Raw genomic sequence first — 21,014 nt, 5'->3', positions numbered from 1 at the left:
GTCCATCTGTTGATTATTCAAATTAAAAAATAATATGAGCAAATTCGCATTCGTTTTTCCAGGGCAAGGGTCACAAGCGATCGGTATGTTGAACGGCTTTGCCGACAACGCCGTTGTGCAACAAACGCTGGCAGAAGCATCGGACGCTTTGCAGTTCGATCTGGCCAGATTGATTGCCGAAGGCCCGAAAGAAGAACTCGATCTGACGACCAATACACAACCTGTGATGCTGACAGCGGCCGTTGCAATGTATCGCGCATGGATTGCGGCTGGCGGCAAAACGCCGGCGCTCGTCGCAGGCCATAGTCTGGGTGAGTATTCGGCACTGGTGGCTGCCGGTGTTATTCCATTCAAGGACGCTGTGCCGCTGGTGCGTTTTCGTGCCAAGGCCATGCAGGAAGCGGTTCCTGTCGGTCAGGGCGGTATGGCAGCGATTCTCGGTTTGTCCGATGCCGACGTGCTTGCCGTATGCGTAGAGGCAGCGCAGGACGATGTCGTTGAAGCGGTTAACTTCAATGCGCCGGCGCAAGTCGTGATCGCCGGGCACAAGGCAGCAATTGAACGTGCTTGTGAGCTTGCCAAGGCCAAGGGTGCCAAGCGTGCACTGGTGCTGCCGGTCTCTGCACCTTTCCATTCATCCTTGCTGAAACCCGCATCGGATCGTTTGCGCGAATACATGGCTGGAGTGGCTTTCAGCGCGCCGCAAATTCCATTGATCAATAACGTCGATGTTGCAGTTATCAGCGACGTGGACAGCATCAAGGATGCGCTGGTGCGTCAGGCGGCAAATCCGGTGCGCTGGGTTGAGTCGGTGCAGAAGATGGCCGCAGCTGGGGTAAAAGATGTGGTTGAGTGCGGTCCTGGTAAAGTGCTGGCCGGTTTGACCAAGCGTATCAATGGCGAGCTGACTGGCCACGCTATTGTCGATCAAGCATCGCTGGATGCTGTTTTGGAGCTATTGAAATAATGACTACAGTTGAATTGGCGGGTCAGGTTGCCCTCGTAACCGGCGCATCGCGCGGTATCGGTCGTGCAATCGCGCAGGCGCTGGCGAAACAAGGCGTAAAAGTAATCGGTACGGCAACGTCGGAATCCGGCGCGGCTGCAATCTCGGAATATCTCGCCGAAGGTGGCAAGGGTGTTGTACTGGATGTCAACGACGCTGCGCGCTCGGTGGCATTGATCGAAGAAATCCAGAAGGAATTCGGTACGGTAACCATTCTTGTCAACAACGCGGGTATTACTCAGGATCAGCTTGCCATGCGCATGAAAGACGAAGAGTGGGACAGCGTGATTGCGACCAATCTGACATCGGTGGGGCGCTTGTCGCGCGCCGTGTTGCGCGGCATGATGAAAGCCAAGCATGGTCGCATTATTAACATTACATCGGTTGTGGGTTCTGCTGGCAATGCAGGTCAAATGAATTATGCTGCAGCCAAGGCAGGTGTGGCTGGCATGAGTCGTGCGCTGGCACGCGAAATTGGCAGCCGCAACATTACCGTCAATTGCGTGGCGCCGGGTTTTATCGATACCGATATGACCAAAACGCTGAGCGAACAGCAAATTTCCTCCTTGCTGCAACAGGTTCCGTTGGGACGTTTGGGTGTGCCGGATGACATTGCTGCGGCTGTGAGCTTCCTTGCATCGCCCCAGGCGAGTTACATTACGGGTACCACCTTGCATGTCAACGGCGGGATGTACATGAATTAATGTTGTAATTAGGTACTTTTAGCTGAAGTTCCTGTTTTATTGGCGGCAAAAGCTAAAAGTGAATTTTCAGTGCGCAAACCTGCTAAAATGCGCGCACTTTCTGTAACCACTCATTGGAGTTAAAACATGTCGGATATCGAACAACGCGTTAAGAAGATCGTCGCTGAGCAACTGGGCGTCGCCGAAGCAGACATCAAAATCGAATCGTCTTTCGTGGACGATCTGGGTGCCGACTCGCTCGACACCGTTGAGCTCGTGATGGCGCTCGAAGACGAATTCGAAATGGAAATCCCTGACGAACAAGCTGAGAAAATCACCACTGTGCAGCAGGCGATCGATTACGCCAAGGCACACGTAAAAGCAGCCTAAGTTTTGTTGAACGACTCCAGGAGAATTGCTTGAGCCGCTCTAGTAAACGTCGTGTCGTAGTCACTGGTCTAGGTTGTGTTTCTCCCGTTGGCAACAATGTTGCCGATGCATGGAATGCCATCCTTGCAGGACAATCCGGTATTGCTACCATCACCAAGTTTGATGCGACTCCCTTCAGCACGCACTTTGCTGGAGAAGTAAAAAACTTCAATATCGAGGACTACATTCCCGGTAAGGAAGCGCGCCACATGGATACATTCATCCATTACGGCGTGGCAGCAGGCATGCAAGCCTGGCAGGATTGCGGACTGGTTGTTACTGAAGAAAATGCCGAGCGTATCGGTGTTATCGTCGGTTCCGGCATCGGTGGTTTGCCGCTGATCGAGAATACGCATGCTGAACTGGTGAATCGCGGCCCGCGCCGTATTAGCCCGTTCTTTGTGCCTGCTTCGATCATCAACATGATTTCCGGTCATCTATCGATCATTTACGGCCTTAAAGGGCCGAATCTGGCGATTGTGACTGCATGTACTACCGGTTTGCATTCGATAGGCGCGGCCGGTCGCATGATTGAATACGGCGATGCAGACGTGATGATTGCCGGTGGTGCAGAATCGACCATTTCGCCATTGGGTCTGGGCGGCTTCGCTTCAGCCCGTGCGCTGTCTTCGCGCAATGACGATCCGACGACGGCTTCGCGCCCGTGGGACAAGGATCGTGACGGCTTCGTGCTTGGCGAAGGCGCTGGTGTCATGGTGCTGGAAGAGTACGAACATGCCAAGGCGCGCGGTGCGAAAATCTATGCGGAGCTGGTTGGCTTCGGTATGAGTGGCGATGCCTACCATATCACTGCGCCGAACATGGATGGTCCACGTCGTAGTATGGTCAACGCCTTGAAGAGTGCGGAAATCGCAGCCGATCAAGTGCAGTACCTGAATGCGCATGGCACATCGACTCCGTTGGGCGACAAAAATGAAACAGATGCAGTGAAAGCTGCATTTGGCGCACATGCAAAAAAACTGACCGTCAATTCGACAAAATCGATGACCGGTCATTTGCTTGGCGGTGCGGGTGGACTGGAATCGGTATTCACAGTGCTTGCACTGCATCACCAGATTTCGCCGCCGACCATCAATATCCTTAATCAGGATCCTGAGTGTGATCTCGATTATTGCGCCAATACGGCGCGTGAGATGCCGATACAGTACGCCATGAAAAATAACTTCGGTTTTGGCGGTACGAACGGCACCCTGATTTTTGGTAAAGCCTGATAAAAATCCGGTCACCTTTCAAGGCTGACCGGATTTTTTACTTCAACCACACATGTCTATCGCGGTCTCTGCCGTGGTGCAGCCATCCAGGCGATTGTTTTTGCTGGTTGGCGGAATGCTTGTGATACTGTTTTTTATTGCCGGGCTTATTGCTTCCGGTCGCATGGAAACGCTGCCGATCGCGGCAAGAATCGTATTGACTGTGATGTGTATTGCGGTGGCATTGCATGTATTTTTTCATGTGATGTGGCACCGGAAAATATATGTCATTCACATTTCAGGCACTGGTCAGATTCGCGTACTGCAGCGACAAAAAAATGGGCCGTCCGAGTACGATAGTGCAGAAGGCGAGGTAGTGCATTTGCTGCCGGTATCCACACTATGGTCAGGTTTGTTACTCTTGCATTTGCAGAATGACCAGCAGCAAACTGTTGTCGTGACGATTTTGCCGGACTCGGTTTCTCCCGCCAGTTTCAAGGCAGTGCTGCTTGCTTGTCGCTGGATAGTGCTGCGTCATGCAGACACCGAAATCCAGCGCCAAAGCGGGAATTAATTCTGGAATTTTTGAACCAATCGCGTTTCGCTTAGTCAATAATGCGAACCGCGTGCGTGTTGCAAAATAACAAGGGAATGGATTGACGACAGAACGCGATATTGATCAGCTCCTTGTCGAACGCGTACAGCGTGGCGACAAAAAAGCTTTCGAGCTGCTAGTGATCAAATACCAACGAAAATTGATGCGACTGGTTTCGCGGCTTGTGCGCGACCAGGCTGAGGCTGAAGATGTGGTGCAGGAGGCATTCATCAAGGCGTATCGAGCACTGCCGCAGTTTCGCGGTGATTCAGCGTTTTATACTTGGCTTTATCGCATCGGTATCAACACTGCAAAAAATTATTTGGTTACTCAGGGACGTCGTGCACCGACATCAACTGAAGCTGATATCGAAGAGGCCGAAACTTTTGACGACGGCGAGCACCTAAGAGATATCAACACACCAGAATCGCTATTGGCTACCAAGCAAATCGCGCAAACGTTGAATCTTGCGATGGAAGAGTTGCCAGAGGAGTTGCGTATGGCAATTACCCTGCGAGAGATCGAAGGCTTGAGTTACGACGAAATTGCAGTGTCGATGGGTTGTCCTATCGGCACAGTGCGTAGCCGGATTTTCCGGGCACGCGAGGCAATTTCGGAAAAACTAAGGCCGTTGCTGGATACGGCGCTCGATAAACGTTGGTGAAAAATAAATAAACGCTTTTTGCTGTAAGTACAGGGGTAGCCTTAATTTTTTCGAGGTAGCGATGAATACGACGAATATGACGCGTGAACAGATTTCCGCTTTTGCTGATAACGAATTGTCCGATGGGCATTTCGACATCGCCTTGGCTGCGTTGCGTCAGCAGGATGGACGTGAGGCATGGACTCTTTATCACCAGATTGGCGATGCCCTGCGCTCCGACGATTTGAATCTACAGCCTGATACTGCTTTTACTGCACGGATCTTTGCCAGTCTTGAGGCGGAGCCGACGATCATGGTGCCGGCGGACAAACGCGTCGGTGGCGGTCGGGACAATACACTGAAACGTTTCGCCATGCCTGGCATGGCGGTTGCTGCCGTTGCGGTTGCTGCATTTCTGACTGTGCCGCAAATGATGCCGCAGCATGCGCCACTAGTTGCTTCCCATTCTGCATCCGCGCCTGTCGTACTGGCCGCAGCTGGACCGGAAACGGTGACGGTCGCCAGCCATGACGGCGATGTGTTGCGCGATCCGCGCATAGATGAATATTTGCTGGCACATCAGCGTTTCTCGCCTTCCGTATATAGCACTGCGCAATATGCGCGCTCGGCTACGTTCGCTGTTGACTCGGATAAGTAATTGACATGCAGCAGACATTAGGAATTTTCCGCCTGGTCATTCTTTTTTCCAGCCTTCTTGCGTTTACTTCACACGCACAAAGCGTTGAACCATCGGGCGCGCAGCAAGACACGCACGCCTGGCTGAAGAAAATTCAATCTTCGGCGCAGAAATTGAATTATTCCGGCACCTTTGTGTATCAGCAGGGGAGTCATGTCCGTACTTCCCGCATCACGCATATTCTGAATGGCAAGAACGAAGTCGAAAAACTTGAAATTCTCGACGGCAAGCCACGCGAATACATACGCAACAATGAAGAAATTACCTGCTATGTTCCAGAGAGTAAATCGATACGGGTAGAAAAACGCGTGACGCCGGATGTGTTTCCTGCAATTCTCCGCGCAAGCCCGGGCGATCTGGCAGAACACTACAAGCTGAAAAAAGGCGAGACTGGTCGCGTTGCCGGTTTTGATTGCCAGGCTATCATTCTGGAGCCGAAAGACAAGCTCCGTTATGGTTACAAGCTGTGGTCGGAAAAAACGACAGGTCTGTTGCTCAAAGCGCAAACCATCAACGAGAAAAATGATGTGGTCGAACAAATCGCCTTTACGCAATTGGTCATCGGCCATGTCGACCCCAGCCGCGTGAAACCCAGCTTCAAGAATACGCATGGCTGGCGGGTTGAAAATACCGTGATGAGCGAAACGAAGATTTCGGGCTGGTCAGCCAAGAACATGCCAGCAGGCTTCAAAAAAATTCGTGAAATGAAACGCCTGATTACCGATACGCCGGCAAATACAACATCCGACAATGCGGTGCCGACGCAGCGCGAAGTATCGCAGATTGTCTACTCGGATGGCCTGGCTGCAATCTCGGTCTTCATTGAATCTGCATCACAAAGCCGTACCGAAGGTTCGATGCAGCAAGGTGCGATGAATATCGTCGGCAAACGCCATGGCGAGCATTGGCTTACAGTAGTAGGTGAAGTGCCTGCGGAGGCCATCAAACAGGTGGCCAATTCGATAGAATTCAAGCCTGAATAATCATCGGCTTTTTGAGGGGGTGAAAAAAATGCTTACAGTTCAGAAAAAACTCTCAGTTATTTTGCTTGGCGTTGCAAGTGCATTTCTTGTTCCGGTCGCGACTGGTTTGGCGCCATCGGCGATGGCGGCGCCATCTGTTGCCGGCTTGCCCGATTTCACTGATCTGGTTGAAAAAACCGGTGCTGCAGTCGTCAATATCCGTACGACTGAAAAGGCCAAGATCAATCAGGGTAATCCGACCAGCGAAGATGAAGAGATGCAGGAATTCTTCCGCCGCTTCTTTGGCGTACCGATTCCTCCGCGCCAGCAGCAACCAGCGCCACGTGGCCGCAACAAGCCGGATGCAGAGGCCGAGGAAGAAGTACCGCGCGGTGTCGGTTCCGGTTTCATTATTTCCGCTGATGGTTACGTAATGACGAACGCACACGTGGTTGATGGTGCGGATGAAGTCTATGTCACCTTGACCGACAAGCGCGAATTCAAGGCGAAGATCATCGGTGCCGATAAGCGCACCGATGTGGCATTGGTCAAAATCGATGGCAGCAACCTGCCGCGCCTGACCATGGGGGACTCCAACAAGATACGGGTCGGCGAATGGGTAATCGCTATCGGTTCGCCGTTCGGGCTCGACAATACGGTGACGGCAGGGATTGTGTCGGCCAAGGCGCGCGATACCGGCGAATATCTGCCGCTGATCCAAACTGACGTCGCGGTCAATCCGGGCAACTCCGGCGGCCCGCTGATCAATATGCGCGGCGAAGTCATAGGCATCAACTCGCAAATCTACAGCCGTTCCGGCGGCTACATGGGTATTTCGTTTGCGGTTCCCATGGATGAGGCAATGCGGGTCTCGGATCAGTTGCGTGCCAGCGGTAAGGTGACGCGCGGCCGTATCGGTGTGCAGATTGGTGAAGTAACGAAGGATGTTGCCGAGTCGCTTGGCCTGACGCGTCCGCAAGGTGCGCTGGTACAGCGTGTGGAAGCGGGCGGTCCGGCGGAAAAGGCAGGAGTGGAAGCTGGCGACGTGATTTTGAAATTCAACGGCGTCGCAGTTGAGCGTTCCAGCGACTTACCGCGTGTGGTTGGCAGCACCAAGCCGGGCACCCGTTCTACCTTGACGGTTTGGCGCAAGGGCGCGATGCGCGATTTGAGTGTGACGATCACGGAACTTGAGCCCGAGAAGACCGCCAAACCGGAGGTGAAAAAAGCCAAGCCGGAGCAGGTGGCGAATACGCTGGGCCTGGTCGTCAGCGACCTCACGCCAGCACAAGTCAAGGATTTGAAAATCGAGGGCGGTGTATTGGTCGAGGCTGCGGAAAATTCTTCTGCACGTGCCGGCTTGCGTGCCGGCGACATTCTGTTGCGCTTGAATAATACGGATATCAAAGATGCGCGCCAGTTCAATGCACTGGTGACAAAACTGGATCCCAAGAAAACGGCCTTGCTACTGGTGCGTCGTGGCGACTCGTCGCAATTTGTCACAGTCAAGCCGCACGTCCAGTAAGCGTGCTTTCAGGGAAAAGGCTGCCTGCTGAAAAGCTTGCAGCCTTTTCTTTTGACCGGAATTCGACCTTGATCAAATTTACTCTTTATTCGCGCAGTTATTGCCATTTGTGCGATGACATGCTCGCGGCCTTGCATGCGCTCAACATCGTCGAAGCGCATACTGTTTCCGTCGTCGATGTGGATGCCGATGAGTCGCTGCTGGCCCGATACGATGAGCTGGTGCCGGTGCTTGTCGCCAGCAAAAGTGCTCAGCCGGCACGGCAGCTGTGCCATTATTTCCTGGATGAAGCGGCGGTACGGACGTTTGTCGCCCATGCCGACTCAGGTGCCGACGGGGACGAGGTATAGAGGAAATTTCTCCTTGCCGGCCCGCAAGCCCGGAATTTACGGGCTTTCGCCTCTGAAATACGGTAAAATGTCGGGCCGTCCTCCCTCTGTAACAAGGCGCTCGCTTGGGGAAATATCCCAGCACTGAGCGCTTTTTTTGTGTGCAACCTGGTTAATGAACAACATCCGCAATTTTTCCATCATCGCCCATATCGACCACGGTAAGTCGACGCTTGCCGACCGCATCATTCAATTGTGCGGCGGCTTGTCCGATCGCGAAATGGAGGCGCAAGTTCTTGATTCGATGGATCTCGAGCGTGAGCGTGGCATCACGATCAAGGCACAGACCGCTGCGCTGACGTACAAGGCGCGCGACGGTCAGGTCTACAACCTGAATCTGATCGATACGCCGGGCCACGTCGATTTCAGCTATGAGGTCAGTCGTTCTTTGTCCGCCTGCGAAGGCGCATTGCTGGTGGTTGATGCATCGCAGGGCGTCGAAGCGCAAACGGTGGCGAACTGCTATATGGCGCTGGATCTGGGCGTCGAAGTGGTACCGGTACTCAACAAGATCGATTTGCCGAATGCCGACCCGCCGGCCGCCATGGCTGAAATCGAGGACGTGATCGGTATCGATGCAACGGATGCCGTGCAATGTTCAGCTAAAACCGGTCTGGGTGTGGCCGATGTGCTCGAGTCACTGATCGCCAAGGTGCCGCCGCCTAAGGGTGATCCGGATGCGCCGCTGCAAGCGCTGATCGTGGACTCATGGTTCGATAACTACGTTGGCGTCGTGATGCTGGTGCGCGTGATGAACGGCACCTTGAAACCGAAAGAAAAAATTCTGCTGATGGCGAGCGGCTCGGTCAATTTGGTCGAAAACATCGGCATCTTTGCGCCGCGCTCGGTATCGCTGCCGACGCTGTCGGCCGGGCAGGTGGGCTTCATCATCGCCGGCATCAAGGAATTGAAGGCGGCCAAAGTTGGCGATACGGTGACGCTGGCCAGCCGTCCGGCTGCCACGCCCTTGCCTGGTTTCAAGGAAGTGCAGCCGCAAGTGTTTGCCGGCCTGTTCCCGGTTGAGGCCAACCAGTACGATGCCTTGCGCGATTCGCTGGAAAAGTTGAAGCTCAATGATGCCGCGTTGATGTACGAGCCTGAAGTCTCGCAAGCGCTCGGCTTTGGCTTCCGTTGCGGCTTCCTCGGTTTGCTGCACATGGAGATCGTGCAGGAAAGACTCGAGCGCGAATTCGACATGGACCTGATCACAACGGCACCGACTGTTGTGTATGAAGTCATCATGGGCGACGGCAGCCTGATCAAGGTGGACAATCCATCCAAGATGCCTGAGCCATCCAAGATTGAAGAAATACGCGAGCCTATCGTTACCGTCAATCTGTACATGCCGCAGGAATATGTAGGCTCTGTGATCACGCTGTGTATCGCCAAGCGCGGCATACAGATGGACATGAGCTACCACGGTCGTCAGGTGAAACTGGTGTACGAAATGCCGATGGCCGAGATCGTGCTCGACTTCTTCGATAAATTGAAATCGACCTCGCGCGGTTATGCATCGATGGATTACGAGTTCAAGGAATATCGCGCCTCGGATGTGGTCAAGGTCGACATGCTGATCAACAGCGAAAAAGTCGATGCGCTCGCCATCATCGTGCATCGCTCGAACAGCCAGTATCGCGGACGTCAGGTAGCGTCCAAGATGCGTGAACTGATTCCGCGTCAGATGTTCGACGTCGCGATTCAGGCCACCATCGGTGCCAACATCATCTCGCGTGAAAACGTGAAAGCCTTGCGCAAGAACGTGCTGGCGAAATGTTATGGCGGCGATATCAGCCGCAAGAAAAAACTGCTGGAAAAACAAAAAGCCGGTAAAAAACGCATGAAACAGGTGGGCTCGGTCGAGATTCCGCAGGAAGCGTTTTTGGCAATTCTACAAGTGGACGATAAATGACATTGCAAGACCTGTTGGGCAATTTTTCGCTAATCCTCTTCGTTCTGACGATAGGAACAGGCATCGTCTGGGTGCTGGATGTATTTTATCTGGCGAAAAAGCGTCGTGCAAAAGCGGATGCCGTGCTGGCCGAATTCGATGCGCGCAATGCCAAGCTGGCAGGCGAGGGTATCAAGCCGGACAATAATGGTCGCGCCGCGCTGCAGGCCAGCCTGATGCGCCAGCCGACGTGGATAGAGTATTCGGGCAGCTTTTTTCCTGTGATTGCGCTGGTGTTCGGTCTGCGTTCCTTCCTGTACGAACCGTTCAAGATTCCATCGACATCCATGGTGCCGACGCTGCAGGTGGGCGATCTGATTCTGGTCAATAAATATACCTACGGCATACGCTTGCCCATCATTAACAAGAAAATCATCGAAGTCGGCCATCCGCAACGCGGCGACGTGATGGTTTTCAAATATCCGGAAAACATGACGCTGGACTATATCAAGCGCGTGGTCGGTGTGCCTGGCGACACGGTGACGTATCGTAACAAGCGATTAATTGTTAATGGACAGCAAGTTTCTTACAAGCCATTGCCGGATTATCTGGATGAAGAGACACTGAGCTATTCCAAGCTGCTGACCGAGAATTTGAATGGCGTGGCGCATCAAATCCTGAATAATCCGCGGGCGCCGTCCTATGTATCGAATCCGCATGATTTCCCGAATCGCGATTTGTGTACCTACGATGCAGAAGGATTTACCTGTAAAGTCCCGGCTGGACAATACTTCATGATGGGCGATAATCGGGATAACAGTCTGGATAGTCGTTACTGGGGCTTCGTACCGGACAAAAATATTGTCGGAAAAGCATTTTTTATTTGGTTGAACTTGAACAGTTTCCCGAATAACCTTGGCCGTATCGGCAGTTTTCAATAATTCTTCAGGAGCGAGTACATGGCATTATCGTCAGGCATGCATCGTCAGCAGAAAGGTGTCACTCTGGTAGGATTGATTCTGGTCCTGGCTATCGTCGGCTTGATTGCAGTGCTTGCGCTGAAGGTAACGCCGACAGTGACCGAATATTTCTCGATCAAGAAGGCCATTGCCAGCGTCAAGGCTACTGGCGGCTCCATTCCTGAAATGCGCGCGGCCTTCAATCGGCAGGCCGAGGTTGGTTATATCGAGGCCATCACTGGCAATGATCTGGAAATCATCAAGGATGGCGATGTGGCCGACATCAGTTTCGCCTACCAGAAAATCATTCCACTCGTCGGCCCGGCCAGTCTGCTGCTTGATTATGCCGGCTCGACCAACGACAACAAATTAAAGAAAAAAGCTGTTCCTTAAGGTAGGAAGCGATCAATAAAATGGATGTAACGTTACTGCAAAACCGGCTAGGCCATACGTTCAAGGATGCTGTGCTGCTGCAGCAGGCCCTGACGCATCGCAGCCATAGCAGCGTGCATAACGAAAGGCTGGAATTCCTCGGCGACTCCATTTTGAATTGCGTGGTGGCTTCCTTGCTGTTCGATCGCTATAGCAAGATCGATGAAGGTGATTTGTCGCGTTTGCGCGCCAATCTCGTCAAGCAGCAATCCTTGTATGAAATCGCCCAACGGCTGGAGCTGTCGCAGTTTTTGCGTCTGGGCGAAGGCGAATTGAAGTCGGGCGGTTTTCGCCGTCCCTCCATTCTGGCCGATACGCTGGAAGCGCTGTTCGGGGCGATTTTCCTCGATGCCGGTTTCAATGCGGCGCGCGATGTGATACGTGCGCTCTACATTCCAATACTCGATAGCGTCGATCCGAAAACGCTGGGCAAGGATGCAAAAACGCTGTTGCAGGAATACCTGCAAGGCAAGAAAATCGCACTGCCGCAATACAATGTCGTTGCCACGCATGGTGCTGCGCACAATCAGGAATTCGAAATCGAATGTCTGGTGCCTAAGCTGGACATTCAGGTATTCGGCACCGGCGGCAGCCGTCGCGCAGGCGAACAGGCCGCGGCCAAACTGGCGCTGGAAGCCGTGCAGGCTGCACTGGTCAAAACACCTGGCACCAGCCGCAAGAGCAAGCCGCGCACCGCACAGTTGAAACTGGCCGGTATCGCGACCGTGCAGCCTGATGCACCACCGCTCAATGAAGTGGCGCCGGCATTAAAATCCTCGAGCAAGGCCGACGCAAAAAGCGCTAAGGCTGAGGTAAAAACAGAATCCGAGCCGGCGAAGCAGCTGGATGAACCAGCAGACGCACAAAAAAGCCTGATTGCCGAAACTGATGCAAAACAAATATCCGACGCTGCATCTGACAATGCAGCAAGCAAATCTTCTACCACTTCCCATTCCAAAATTGCATGACTGAATCTACCGCACTGTCTCACTTTCGATGCGGTTATATCGCGATCGTCGGTCGCCCTAACGTCGGAAAATCGACGCTGATGAATGAACTGATCGGCGCCAAGGTCAGTATTACATCGCGCAAGGCGCAAACCACGCGTCATCGCATCACCGGGATTCAAACCGTGGAAGATGCGCAGTTTGTGTATGTCGATACGCCGGGTTTCCAGACGCGTCATTCGAATGCGCTGAACAAGACCCTGAATCGCACGGTGACGACGACGCTTACCGCATCCGATGTGATTCTGTTTGTCATTGAGGCCGGCACTTTCGGCCAGGCAGATCAGCAAGTGCTAGATTTGATTCCAAAAAATGTGTCATGCATATTGGTGATCAACAAATCGGATCGCGTCAAAGACAAAGCGGTGCTGTTGCCGTTTGCGCAGCAAATTGCAGCCAAGCGCGACTTCACGGCGGTGGTGCCGGTTTCTGCAAAACTGCGTTTCCAGCTGGAAAATCTGCAAGGCGAGATCAAGAAACACTTACCGGAAAACCCGCCTGTCTTCGGCGAAGACGACATCACCGACCGCAGCGAAAAATTTCTTGCTGCTGAAATCGTGCGTGAAAAACTGTTCCGTTTCGTCGGCGATGAATTGCCTTATACTAGCACCGTGCTGATTGAAAAATTCGAGCTTGAAGGCAATCTGCGTCGCGTTTTTGCCGCCATTCTGGTCGAACGCGATACGCACAAGTCCATGGTTATCGGTAACAAGGGCGAACGCCTGAAGGATATTTCCACCCAGGCACGACTCGACATGGAGCGCCTGTTCGGCGGCCCCGTGTATCTGGAGATCTGGGTCAAGGTCAAATCCGGTTGGGCCGATAACGAAGCCGGCCTGCGCGCATACGGCTACGAATAAAACCGATTCAAGATGGCCGCACTCATTGTCGAGGTCGATTCTTCATTTGCTGCTTCCGCTGACGAAAAGTTGGCGAGCAGCGGCGATGCCGGCCTTGTCCAGACTGCTGTAACGCCTGCCAAAACTACCACGCGTCGCCCACGCACTCTGGAAAAAGACAGTCGCATCGCCGAACAACCCGGCTTCGTGCTGCACAGCTACCCCTATAAGGAAACCAGCCTGATCGTCGATGTGTTTACACGCGATCATGGTCGTATTGCGCTGGTAGCCAAGGGCGCAAAACGCCCGCATTCCAAACTGCGCGGCGTCCTGCAAACTTTTCAGCCGCTGTCGGTGAGCTGGAGCGGCAAGGCTGAAGTGAGAACGCTGACTTCCGCCGAATGGGTAGGCGGACTTTTACCCCTTGAAAAATCGGCGCTCCTGTGCGGTTTTTACCTCAATGAATTACTGGTCAAGCTGCTTGCGCGTGACGACCCGCATCCCGCCTTGTTCAATCATTACGTCAGTGCCTTGAATCAGCTGGCGCACGATGAACCGGCGGCCATCGTCCTGCGCAAATTCGAGCGTGCACTGCTGAAGGAAAGCGGCGTTTCCGGCGACTGGAAGATCTGTACCGCTACGCGAAATCCTTTGCTGGGCGGGGTAAATTATGTGGTCGATCCCGAGCGCGGCCCACGCCCGGCGCGTCAGGCCGATACCTGGCCGCAGGTTGCCGGCAAGACCCTGCTGGATATGGAAAAAGAAGATTACAGCGATGCGGCCACGCAAATGCAAAGCAAATTTCTGATGCGCTTTCTGCTCGCGCATCATTTGAATGGCGCGCCCCTGAATACGCGCCAGATACTGATAGACCTGCTGCAGCTTTAACGGAATATTCGACATGAGTTTTCTCCAGCCACAATCATCCATTATCGATCTCGGTATCAACATCGACCACGTCGCCACATTGCGCAATGCACGCGGTACCGTGTATCCCGATCCCTTGCAGGCCGCCTTGCTGGCTGAAGAAGCCGGCGCCGATGCGATCACATTGCATCTGCGCGAGGACAGACGGCACATCAAGGATGCTGACGTCGAATTGATCCGCCCGCAATTGCGCACGCGGATGAATCTGGAGTCGGCAGTAACGAGCGAGATGGTCGATTTTGCCTGTCGCATCAAACCGCAGGACGTTTGTCTGGTGCCGGAACGGCGCGAAGAGGTCACGACCGAAGGCGGTTTGGATGTCGTTAAATATTTTGCAGAAGTCTCGGCTGCGATTAAACAGTTGCAAGCCGAAGGCATACGCGTAAGCCTGTTCATCGATGCCGATGCGGCGCAGATCCAGGCCGCAGCTGAAGCCGGCGCGCCGGTCATTGAATTGCATACGGGACGTTATGCCGATGCGCACGATGCAGCGCAACAGCAGGCAGAATTGCAACGGGTCGAACGCGGCGTGCTGGAAGGTGTCAAGCGCGGCTTGAAAGTCAATGCCGGCCACGGCTTGCATTACACCAATGTGCAGGCGATTGCGGCGATTGAGGACATTGCCGAACTCAATATCGGCCATGCGATCGTGGCCCATGCTGTGTTCGTCGGCTGGCAAAATGCAGTGCGTGAAATGAAGGCGATCATGACGGCGGCACGATTGAGCGGACTGCAACGATGATTTACGGCATAGGCACGGACATCATCAAGATCGCACGTATAGAAGCAGCGGTGGGGCGGCATGGGGATCGTTTTGCCGAGCGCGTGCTGGGTGTCGAAGAACTGGAAAAATATCACAGGCGCAAGGCCAAGGTGGCGGCGCGCGGCTTGCGCTTTCTGGCGACACGCTTTGCGGCGAAAGAGGCATTTTCCAAGGCGATAGGTTTGGGCATACACATGCCGATGACATGGCGTGCCGCGCAGATTCTGAATGCGCCCAGCGGCAAACCTGTCGTGGTCACCAGCGGCAAGCTGGCAGAATTCATGCAGGAAAACGGACTGACCGCGCAGGTTTCGATTACAGATGAAGTCGAATACGCGGTCGCTTTTGTGATTGTGGAGAAAAAATGAACGCAGCAGTGGCTACAAATTCAGTTTCAACATCAGCTTTAAATTCGGCAGTAAATTCCGGCTTCGGTCCGGTGATGCTGGACGTAGTGGGCACGCAATTGTCCGCAGACGATATTCGCCGCATTCAACATCCACTGACCGGCGGCGTGATTCTGTTCGCCCGCAATTACAAAGACCGTGCGCAACTGACGGAACTGACAGCGGCGATCCATGCGGCACGTCCCGGCATCGTGATCGCGGTCGATCATGAAGGCGGTCGGGTACAACGTTTCAAGACGGATGGCTTCACGCATTTGCCTGCCATGCGCAAACTGGGTGCCTTGTGGGATAAGGATGTGCTGGCTGCGACCAAAGCGGCAACGGATATCGGCTATGTACTGGCTGCGGAATTGCGTGCCTGCGGCGTCGATCTGTCGTTCACTCCGGTGCTTGATCTGGACTATGGCGAATCCGGCGTGATCGGTGACCGCGCCTTCCATCGCGATGCGCGCGTGGTCAGCCTGCTGGCAAAAAGTTTGAATCACGGTTTGATGCTGGCTGGTATGCTGAACTGCGGTAAACACTTTCCCGGCCACGGTTTTGTGAAAGCGGATTCGCATCTGGAAATTCCGGTCGATGAACGTGAGCTGAAGGAGATTCTGGCAGAGGATGCCGCGCCTTACGACTGGCTCGGTTTGAGCCTCGCTGGCGTGATGCCGGCGCACGTCATTTATCCCAAGGTGGATAAACATCCGGCCGGTTTTTCCCGCAAATGGCTGACGATGTTGCGCAAGGATTTTGGCTTTGACGGAATTATTTTCAGCGACGATTTGAGCATGGAAGGCGCGAGCGTCGCCGGCACCGTGATCGATGGCGCGCATGCGGCTTTGGCTGCCGGTTGCGACATGGTCCTGATTTGCAATGCGCCGGATAAAGCCGATCAATTGCTGGCCGGCTTGCAGATCAAGAATGGCAAGGCAATGGCGCAATCGGCGGCACGCATTGCCGCGTTGACGCCGCAAGCGCCTGCACTGGATTGGAATGACTTGCAGCAGGAAGCGCGGTATATCGCAGCGAAAAAAACAGCATTGTCGCTGGCTGCGGCTTGATGATGTTTTCCGGTTTTCGATAATGGGCAGGTAGTGCAATATGTCTGACATGGAGAAGCCAGATCCGCGTGCAGTCGTGCTGGATACGGTAGCCAAGCTGCCGAATCTGCCGGGCGTGTATCGCTATTTCGATGCCGAGAATAATTTGCTTTATGTCGGCAAGGCGCGCGATCTGAAGAAGCGTGTCTCCAGCTACTTCCTGAAAAATCTCGCCAGTCCGCGCACGGCGCTGATGGTGGAAAAAATCGCGCGACTGGAAACCACGATCACGCGGAGTGAAGCCGAAGCGCTGCTGCTTGAGAATAATCTGATCAAGACTCTGCAGCCGCGTTACAACATCCTGTTTCGCGATGACAAGTCTTATCCCTACCTGAAAATCACCGGCCAGACATTTCCGCGCATGGCCTATTACCGCGGCGCGGTGGACAAGAAAAATCAGTATTTCGGCCCTTTTCCCAGCGGCTGGGCGGTCAAGGAATCGATGCAAATTTTGCAAAAGGTATTCCTGCTGCGTACCTGTGAAGATTCCGTTTTTGCCAATCGCACACGGCCTTGCCTGCTGCATCAAATCCATCGCTGCAGTGCGCCGTGCGTCAACTACATCAGCCAGGAAGATTACGCGCTCGATGTGGATAATGCAGCGAAATTCCTGCGAGGTCGACAGACTGAAGTGCTGGAAGTGTTGCAGGCCAAGATGCTGGCGTATGCGGAAGAACTGAAGTTCGAGCAGGCCGCGCTGGTGCGCAATCAGATCAATGCCTTGTCGCGCGTATTGCATCAGCAAAGCATGGACACCGGCGGCGATGCCGATATCGACATCATTGCGGTGATCGTGCAGGGCGGACGTGCCTGCGTGAATCTGGCGATGGTGCGCGGCGGCAGACATCTGGGCGATCGCGCCTATTTCCCGACGCATGTCGATAATGTGCTGACGAATGCAGAAGAGTCTGTGGCCGGGGAGGTGATGAAGGCTTTTCTGGCACAGCATTACATCGACAAATTCATACCCGGAACATTGATCCTGAATACGGAAATCGATGAGCCGGAACTGATGCTGGCCCTGATGCAGCAATGCGGCCATCGCATCAATCTGATTTTCCAGCCGCAGGGGCCACGCCGCCAGTGGCTGGAGATGGCGCAGAAGGGTGCCGAGATTTCGCTGGCGCGCCTGTTGTCGGAACAGGGCTCGCAACAAACACGCACGCGCATGCTGGTCGATGCACTGAAGATAGACGTAGAAGACATCGAAACATTCCGCGTCGAGTGTTTCGATATCAGCCATACGCAGGGCGAAGCGACGCAGGCTTCATGCGTGGTGTTCCATCATCACGCGATGCAGAATGGCGAATACCGTCGTTACAACATCAACGACATCACCCCCGGCGATGATTACGCAGCCATGCGGCAGGTACTGATGCGCCGCTATGAAAAAGTCGCCAACGGCGACGGCGTGATGCCTGACGTCGTGCTGATCGATGGCGGCAAAGGCCAGGTTGAAATGGCGCGTCAGGTATTTGTCGAGCTGGGGCTGGATATCAGCCTGATTGTTGGCGTTGCCAAAGGCGAGGGGCGCAAGGTCGGCCTGGAAACGCTGGTCTTCGTCGATGGTCGTGCGCCGCAGGAGCTGGGCAAGGAGTCCGGCGCCTTGATGCTGATTGCGCAAATTCGCGACGAGGCGCATCGCTTTGCCATTACCGGCATGCGCGCCAAGCGCGCAAAGGCACGGCAGACCTCGCGGCTGGAAGAAATAGAAGGCATAGGCGCCAAGCGACGGCAGAAATTGCTGGCGCGCTTTGGCGGCCTGCGCGGCGTGGTGGATGCCAGCGTCGAGGATTTATCGTCGGTCGAAGGCATTTCGCGGCAATTGGCAGAAGACATTTACAAGCAATTGCATTAGATTACGGGTGCGCATCCAATGCGTGCCTACGCAGTACTCAGCACATTCATGAAAATGTAAAGTTTGATATGCCCATCAATATCCCTATTCTTCTCACATGGTTGCGCGTTGCGCTGATTCCGCTGATGGTCGGCGTGCTGTATATACCAGACGCCTGGCTGGGATCGTTCAATAAAACGCAAGGCCTGGCGGCCACCCTGATTTTCATTGTTGCGGCTCTGACCGACTGGATAGATGGTTTTCTGGCGCGTCGCTGGAATCAGACTTCGGCCTTCGGTGCATTTCTCGATCCGGTGGCCGACAAACTGATGGTGGCCGGCGCCTTGCTGGTGTTGATCGAACTTGATCGGGTCAATGCAGTCATTGCCTTCATCATCATCGGTCGTGAAATCACGATTTCCGCCTTGCGCGAATGGATGGCGCAGATCGGTGCATCGAAATCGGTCGCCGTTAGTTCGCTCGGCAAGATCAAAACGATCGCGCAAATGGTAGCGATACCGATGCTGCTTTATTACGACAGCATCTGGGGTATCAATCTCAAATTCTGGGGTGACATTCTGTTATGGGTTGCTGCCGTGCTGACCGTCTGGTCGATGTTTTATTACCTGCGCAAGGCCTGGCCCCTGATCAAGGAAAGCGCAGGACATTTACTGTAAGTTTGACGCGTAGAGTGCTTGACAAGCAAAGTCATTCATCTATAATACGCACCTGTTGTTGATGCGGGAGTAGCTCAGTTGGTAGAGCGCAACCTTGCCAAGGTTGAGGTCGAGAGTTCGAGACTCTTCTCCCGCTCCAGATTTCTAAAGGGGAGCTGATCAGGCTTCCTTTTTTATTGAATGATGTGCGACATGATCATTCAAAACGGTTTGACGTAGTAAGAAGTACATGCGGGAGTAGCTCAGTTGGTAGAGCGCAACCTTGCCAAGGTTGAGGTCGAGAGTTCGAGACTCTTCTCCCGCTCCAGATTTAACTGCAATAATTTGCAGACATCAGGTGTTAAAAAAGGAGCTTATAGCTCCTTTTTTCATTTCTGCTTCACTTTCATATCTCTTCCACTGTTATTTGCCCGAGCTTGATGTATACGCTGTTGCGCAGCCTTGCCTATGCAAGATGGATATCGCCGCATTTCCGTTTTGTCATCAGCGAACTTCCGATGTGCTTTCAATTCTGCCATCGCCATGATGTTTGTGAAATGTTCTGGCCTTCCAGCTTTTCCCTCCACAAATTCCACACAATTCCTCGACAGTCGCGAAAGATTGCCATTCCAGAATGCTGGCTGTTGTCGTTGTGCCTGAATGGTAGCAACGACTTTTCAACGCACAATCTGGAGTATGCATGAGCGAAAACCTGTTGGCTGACGAAGCGAAATACTGTTCCTTCGGCGATACCGTCCATTACGTCAATCCGCCCAAAATTTTCGCCGGCTGCGAAGGCAGTTACATGATCGACGCTGAAGACACGCGTTACCTTGATTTGCAGATGTGGTATTCGGCCGTCAATTTCGGTTACAAGAACAAGCGTCTCGAAGACGCGATGAAGAAGCAGCTCGACATACTGCCGCAGATTGCCAGTCAGTATCTGCATCCGACCAAGATTGAATTGGCAAAATGGATAGCACAGGATGCAGAGAAAAAATGGGGCCGTGAAGGCCGCGTGCATTTCAACGTTGGCGGCGCGCAGGCGATCGAGGATTCACTGAAAATTGTGCGTAATGCCAGCAACGGTAAAAGCCTGATGTTTGCCTTCGAAGGTGGTTATCACGGTCGTACCTTGGGCGCATCGAGTATTACTTCCAGCTACCGCTACCGTCGTCGCTATGGTCATTTCGGCGACCGCGCGCATTTCCTGCCTTTCCCTTATCCATTCCGTCGCCCTAAAGGCATGACGGCTGAAGAATATGGCGAGTCGTTGGTCAAGGAATTTGCACGCAAATTCGAGAACGAATATCACGCAGTGTGGGATCCAAAGGCTAATCAGTGCGAATACGCTGCTTTCTACATTGAGCCGATTCAAGGCACCGGTGGTTACGTTATTCCGCCGCCGAACTATTTCAAAGGCATGAAAAAAGTGCTGGACGATCACGGCGTGCTGCTGGTGGTTGATGAGATTCAGATGGGCTTCTGGCGCACCGGCAAACTCTGGTCTATCGAAAACTTTGGCGTGCAACCAGACGTACTGGTTTTTGCCAAAGCATTGACGAATGGCTTGAATGCGCTGAGCGGTTTGTGGGCGCGCGAAGAGTTGATCAATCCTACGATCTTCCCTCCAGGTTCGACACACTCGACTTTCGCGTCCAATCCGCTGGGCACAGCCATCGGCCTGGAAGTATTGAAGATGACGCACGAAGTGGACTTCGGAAAACAAGTCTGCGAAAGCGGTGCTTACTTCCTCGAAGGTTTGCGCGATCTGCAAAAACGTCACAAGGAAATCGGCGATGTCGATGGCCTGGGTCTGGCCTTGCGCGCAGAGATCTGTACGGAAGATGGCTTCACACCTAACCGTGCCTTGCTCGACAAGATGGTCGATATGGGTCTGGAAGGTACGCTCGAATACAAAGGCCAGAAACGTGGTTTGGTACTGGACGTCGGCGGCTACTACAAAAACGTGATCACCTTCGCACCTTCGTTGATGATCAGTCGTGACGAGATCGATGAAGCAATGGTCTTGCTGGATCAGCTGTTGACACGCGCCAAGCGTGCCTGATGT

22 protein-coding genes and 2 tRNA genes are annotated in these 21,014 nt (G+C 53.6%); all 24 read left to right on the top strand.

Annotation, left to right across the window (positions count from 1 at the left end; translation table 11 throughout):
• The first annotated feature begins 34 nt into the window (after nt 1-34).
• Nucleotides 35-967 carry an ACP S-malonyltransferase gene (gene fabD, locus ACIQW9_RS06545; RefSeq protein ID WP_402334438.1) on the top strand — a complete coding sequence of 311 codons (933 nt, stop codon included), beginning with the start codon at nt 35-37 and terminating at the stop codon, nt 965-967.
• Nucleotides 967-1,710 (top strand): 3-oxoacyl-ACP reductase FabG, encoded by a 744-nt coding sequence (fabG, locus tag ACIQW9_RS06540; protein WP_402334435.1) that lies wholly within the window; start codon nt 967-969, stop codon nt 1,708-1,710. Before fabD ends, fabG begins: the two co-directional genes overlap by 1 nt.
• A 126-nt stretch (nt 1,711-1,836) precedes the next feature.
• Nucleotides 1,837-2,079 carry an acyl carrier protein gene (gene acpP, locus ACIQW9_RS06535; RefSeq protein WP_011871492.1) on the top strand — a complete coding sequence of 81 codons (243 nt, stop codon included), beginning with the start codon at nt 1,837-1,839 and terminating at the stop codon, nt 2,077-2,079.
• A 29-nt stretch (nt 2,080-2,108) separates the two neighbouring features.
• The gene (gene fabF, locus ACIQW9_RS06530; protein WP_402334431.1) at nt 2,109-3,350 is read left to right on the top strand and encodes a beta-ketoacyl-ACP synthase II; all 1,242 of its coding nucleotides are present in this window, start codon (nt 2,109-2,111) and stop codon (nt 3,348-3,350) included.
• Nucleotides 3,351-3,402: 52 nt separating this feature from the next.
• Nucleotides 3,403-3,903: a hypothetical protein gene (locus ACIQW9_RS06525; RefSeq protein WP_402334428.1), complete on the top strand. Its 501-nt coding sequence runs from the start codon at nt 3,403-3,405 to the stop codon at nt 3,901-3,903.
• 82 nt (nt 3,904-3,985) lie between these two features.
• Nucleotides 3,986-4,588, top strand: a complete 603-nt coding sequence (gene rpoE, locus ACIQW9_RS06520; RefSeq protein ID WP_011871489.1) for an RNA polymerase sigma factor RpoE — start codon at nt 3,986-3,988, stop codon at nt 4,586-4,588.
• 61 nt (nt 4,589-4,649) lie between these two features.
• Nucleotides 4,650-5,225, top strand: coding sequence for a sigma-E factor negative regulatory protein (locus ACIQW9_RS06515; protein WP_402334426.1), 576 nt, complete (start codon nt 4,650-4,652; stop codon nt 5,223-5,225).
• A gap of 5 nt (nt 5,226-5,230) precedes the next feature.
• Nucleotides 5,231-6,247 (top strand): MucB/RseB C-terminal domain-containing protein, encoded by a 1,017-nt coding sequence (locus ACIQW9_RS06510; RefSeq protein WP_402334423.1) that lies wholly within the window; start codon nt 5,231-5,233, stop codon nt 6,245-6,247.
• A gap of 28 nt (nt 6,248-6,275) precedes the next feature.
• Complete coding sequence (locus ACIQW9_RS06505) at nt 6,276-7,751, top strand: DegQ family serine endoprotease (protein ID WP_402334420.1); 1,476 nt, start codon at nt 6,276-6,278, stop codon at nt 7,749-7,751.
• Between the two features lie 68 nt (nt 7,752-7,819).
• Nucleotides 7,820-8,101 (top strand): glutaredoxin family protein, encoded by a 282-nt coding sequence (locus ACIQW9_RS06500; RefSeq protein WP_402334417.1) that lies wholly within the window; start codon nt 7,820-7,822, stop codon nt 8,099-8,101.
• A gap of 154 nt (nt 8,102-8,255) precedes the next feature.
• A complete protein-coding gene (gene lepA, locus ACIQW9_RS06495) occupies nt 8,256-10,049 on the top strand; it encodes a translation elongation factor 4 (protein WP_402334415.1) in 1,794 nt (597 codons plus the stop codon).
• Nucleotides 10,046-10,969 (top strand): signal peptidase I, encoded by a 924-nt coding sequence (gene lepB, locus ACIQW9_RS06490; RefSeq protein WP_402334412.1) that lies wholly within the window; start codon nt 10,046-10,048, stop codon nt 10,967-10,969. The genes lepA and lepB overlap by 4 nt, the downstream gene beginning before the upstream one ends.
• An 18-nt stretch (nt 10,970-10,987) precedes the next feature.
• Entirely contained in the window at nt 10,988-11,380 is a 393-nt protein-coding gene (locus ACIQW9_RS06485; protein ID WP_402334409.1) for a DUF4845 domain-containing protein, read from the top strand.
• Between the two features lie 20 nt (nt 11,381-11,400).
• A complete protein-coding gene (rnc, locus tag ACIQW9_RS06480; protein ID WP_402334406.1) occupies nt 11,401-12,387 on the top strand; it encodes a ribonuclease III in 987 nt (328 codons plus the stop codon).
• Nucleotides 12,384-13,286, top strand: a complete 903-nt coding sequence (era, locus tag ACIQW9_RS06475) for a GTPase Era (RefSeq protein WP_402334403.1) — start codon at nt 12,384-12,386, stop codon at nt 13,284-13,286. Before rnc ends, era begins: the two co-directional genes overlap by 4 nt.
• Before the next feature lie 12 nt (nt 13,287-13,298).
• Nucleotides 13,299-14,153 carry a DNA repair protein RecO gene (gene recO, locus ACIQW9_RS06470; protein WP_402334400.1) on the top strand — a complete coding sequence of 285 codons (855 nt, stop codon included), beginning with the start codon at nt 13,299-13,301 and terminating at the stop codon, nt 14,151-14,153.
• Nucleotides 14,154-14,166: 13 nt separating this feature from the next.
• Nucleotides 14,167-14,934, top strand: coding sequence for a pyridoxine 5'-phosphate synthase (gene pdxJ, locus ACIQW9_RS06465; protein WP_402334397.1), 768 nt, complete (start codon nt 14,167-14,169; stop codon nt 14,932-14,934).
• Nucleotides 14,931-15,323, top strand: coding sequence for a holo-ACP synthase (gene acpS, locus ACIQW9_RS06460; protein ID WP_402334395.1), 393 nt, complete (start codon nt 14,931-14,933; stop codon nt 15,321-15,323). The genes pdxJ and acpS overlap by 4 nt, the downstream gene beginning before the upstream one ends.
• 74 nt (nt 15,324-15,397) lie before the next feature.
• Nucleotides 15,398-16,411 carry a beta-N-acetylhexosaminidase gene (gene nagZ / locus ACIQW9_RS06455; RefSeq protein ID WP_402337925.1) on the top strand — a complete coding sequence of 338 codons (1,014 nt, stop codon included), beginning with the start codon at nt 15,398-15,400 and terminating at the stop codon, nt 16,409-16,411.
• A gap of 40 nt (nt 16,412-16,451) precedes the next feature.
• On the top strand, nt 16,452-18,308 hold the full coding sequence (gene uvrC / locus ACIQW9_RS06450; protein ID WP_402334392.1) for an excinuclease ABC subunit UvrC: 1,857 nt from the start codon (nt 16,452-16,454) through the stop codon (nt 18,306-18,308).
• A 68-nt stretch (nt 18,309-18,376) separates the two neighbouring features.
• Complete coding sequence (gene pgsA / locus ACIQW9_RS06445) at nt 18,377-18,964, top strand: CDP-diacylglycerol--glycerol-3-phosphate 3-phosphatidyltransferase (protein WP_011871474.1); 588 nt, start codon at nt 18,377-18,379, stop codon at nt 18,962-18,964.
• A 63-nt stretch (nt 18,965-19,027) separates the two neighbouring features.
• A tRNA-Gly gene (locus ACIQW9_RS06440) sits at nt 19,028-19,103 on the top strand.
• A gap of 92 nt (nt 19,104-19,195) precedes the next feature.
• Nucleotides 19,196-19,271: transfer RNA gene (locus tag ACIQW9_RS06435), tRNA-Gly, on the top strand.
• A gap of 372 nt (nt 19,272-19,643) precedes the next feature.
• Nucleotides 19,644-21,011, top strand: a complete 1,368-nt coding sequence (locus tag ACIQW9_RS06430; protein ID WP_402334389.1) for an aspartate aminotransferase family protein — start codon at nt 19,644-19,646, stop codon at nt 21,009-21,011.
• Nucleotides 21,012-21,014 lie beyond the last annotated feature (3 nt).

The sequence above is a fragment of the Herminiimonas sp. NPDC097707 genome, assembly GCF_044761395.1.
Lineage (GTDB): Bacteria > Pseudomonadota > Gammaproteobacteria > Burkholderiales > Burkholderiaceae_D > Oxalicibacterium.
This window is presented reverse-complemented; position numbering and strand designations above follow the sequence as displayed.

What these genes read in the sequence shown, in the direction of transcription:
- uvrC (WP_402334392.1), top strand. Translation starts at nt 16,452, where the DNA reads ATGTCTGACATGGAGAAGCCAGATCCGCGTGCAGTCGTGCTGGATACG.
- rnc (WP_402334406.1), top strand. Translation starts at nt 11,401, where the DNA reads ATGGATGTAACGTTACTGCAAAACCGGCTAGGCCATACGTTCAAGGAT.
- nagZ (WP_402337925.1), top strand. Translation starts at nt 15,398, where the DNA reads ATGCTGGACGTAGTGGGCACGCAATTGTCCGCAGACGATATTCGCCGC.
- lepA (WP_402334415.1), top strand. Translation starts at nt 8,256, where the DNA reads ATGAACAACATCCGCAATTTTTCCATCATCGCCCATATCGACCACGGT.
- ACIQW9_RS06430 (WP_402334389.1), top strand. Translation starts at nt 19,644, where the DNA reads ATGAGCGAAAACCTGTTGGCTGACGAAGCGAAATACTGTTCCTTCGGC.
- lepB (WP_402334412.1), top strand. Translation starts at nt 10,046, where the DNA reads ATGACATTGCAAGACCTGTTGGGCAATTTTTCGCTAATCCTCTTCGTT.
- acpP (WP_011871492.1), top strand. Translation starts at nt 1,837, where the DNA reads ATGTCGGATATCGAACAACGCGTTAAGAAGATCGTCGCTGAGCAACTG.
- recO (WP_402334400.1), top strand. Translation starts at nt 13,299, where the DNA reads ATGGCCGCACTCATTGTCGAGGTCGATTCTTCATTTGCTGCTTCCGCT.
- ACIQW9_RS06505 (WP_402334420.1), top strand. Translation starts at nt 6,276, where the DNA reads ATGCTTACAGTTCAGAAAAAACTCTCAGTTATTTTGCTTGGCGTTGCA.
- fabG (WP_402334435.1), top strand. Translation starts at nt 967, where the DNA reads ATGACTACAGTTGAATTGGCGGGTCAGGTTGCCCTCGTAACCGGCGCA.
- acpS (WP_402334395.1), top strand. Translation starts at nt 14,931, where the DNA reads ATGATTTACGGCATAGGCACGGACATCATCAAGATCGCACGTATAGAA.
- ACIQW9_RS06515 (WP_402334426.1), top strand. Translation starts at nt 4,650, where the DNA reads ATGAATACGACGAATATGACGCGTGAACAGATTTCCGCTTTTGCTGAT.
- era (WP_402334403.1), top strand. Translation starts at nt 12,384, where the DNA reads ATGACTGAATCTACCGCACTGTCTCACTTTCGATGCGGTTATATCGCG.
- fabD (WP_402334438.1), top strand. Translation starts at nt 35, where the DNA reads ATGAGCAAATTCGCATTCGTTTTTCCAGGGCAAGGGTCACAAGCGATC.
- ACIQW9_RS06485 (WP_402334409.1), top strand. Translation starts at nt 10,988, where the DNA reads ATGGCATTATCGTCAGGCATGCATCGTCAGCAGAAAGGTGTCACTCTG.
- pdxJ (WP_402334397.1), top strand. Translation starts at nt 14,167, where the DNA reads ATGAGTTTTCTCCAGCCACAATCATCCATTATCGATCTCGGTATCAAC.
- pgsA (WP_011871474.1), top strand. Translation starts at nt 18,377, where the DNA reads ATGCCCATCAATATCCCTATTCTTCTCACATGGTTGCGCGTTGCGCTG.
- ACIQW9_RS06510 (WP_402334423.1), top strand. Translation starts at nt 5,231, where the DNA reads ATGCAGCAGACATTAGGAATTTTCCGCCTGGTCATTCTTTTTTCCAGC.
- ACIQW9_RS06525 (WP_402334428.1), top strand. Translation starts at nt 3,403, where the DNA reads ATGTCTATCGCGGTCTCTGCCGTGGTGCAGCCATCCAGGCGATTGTTT.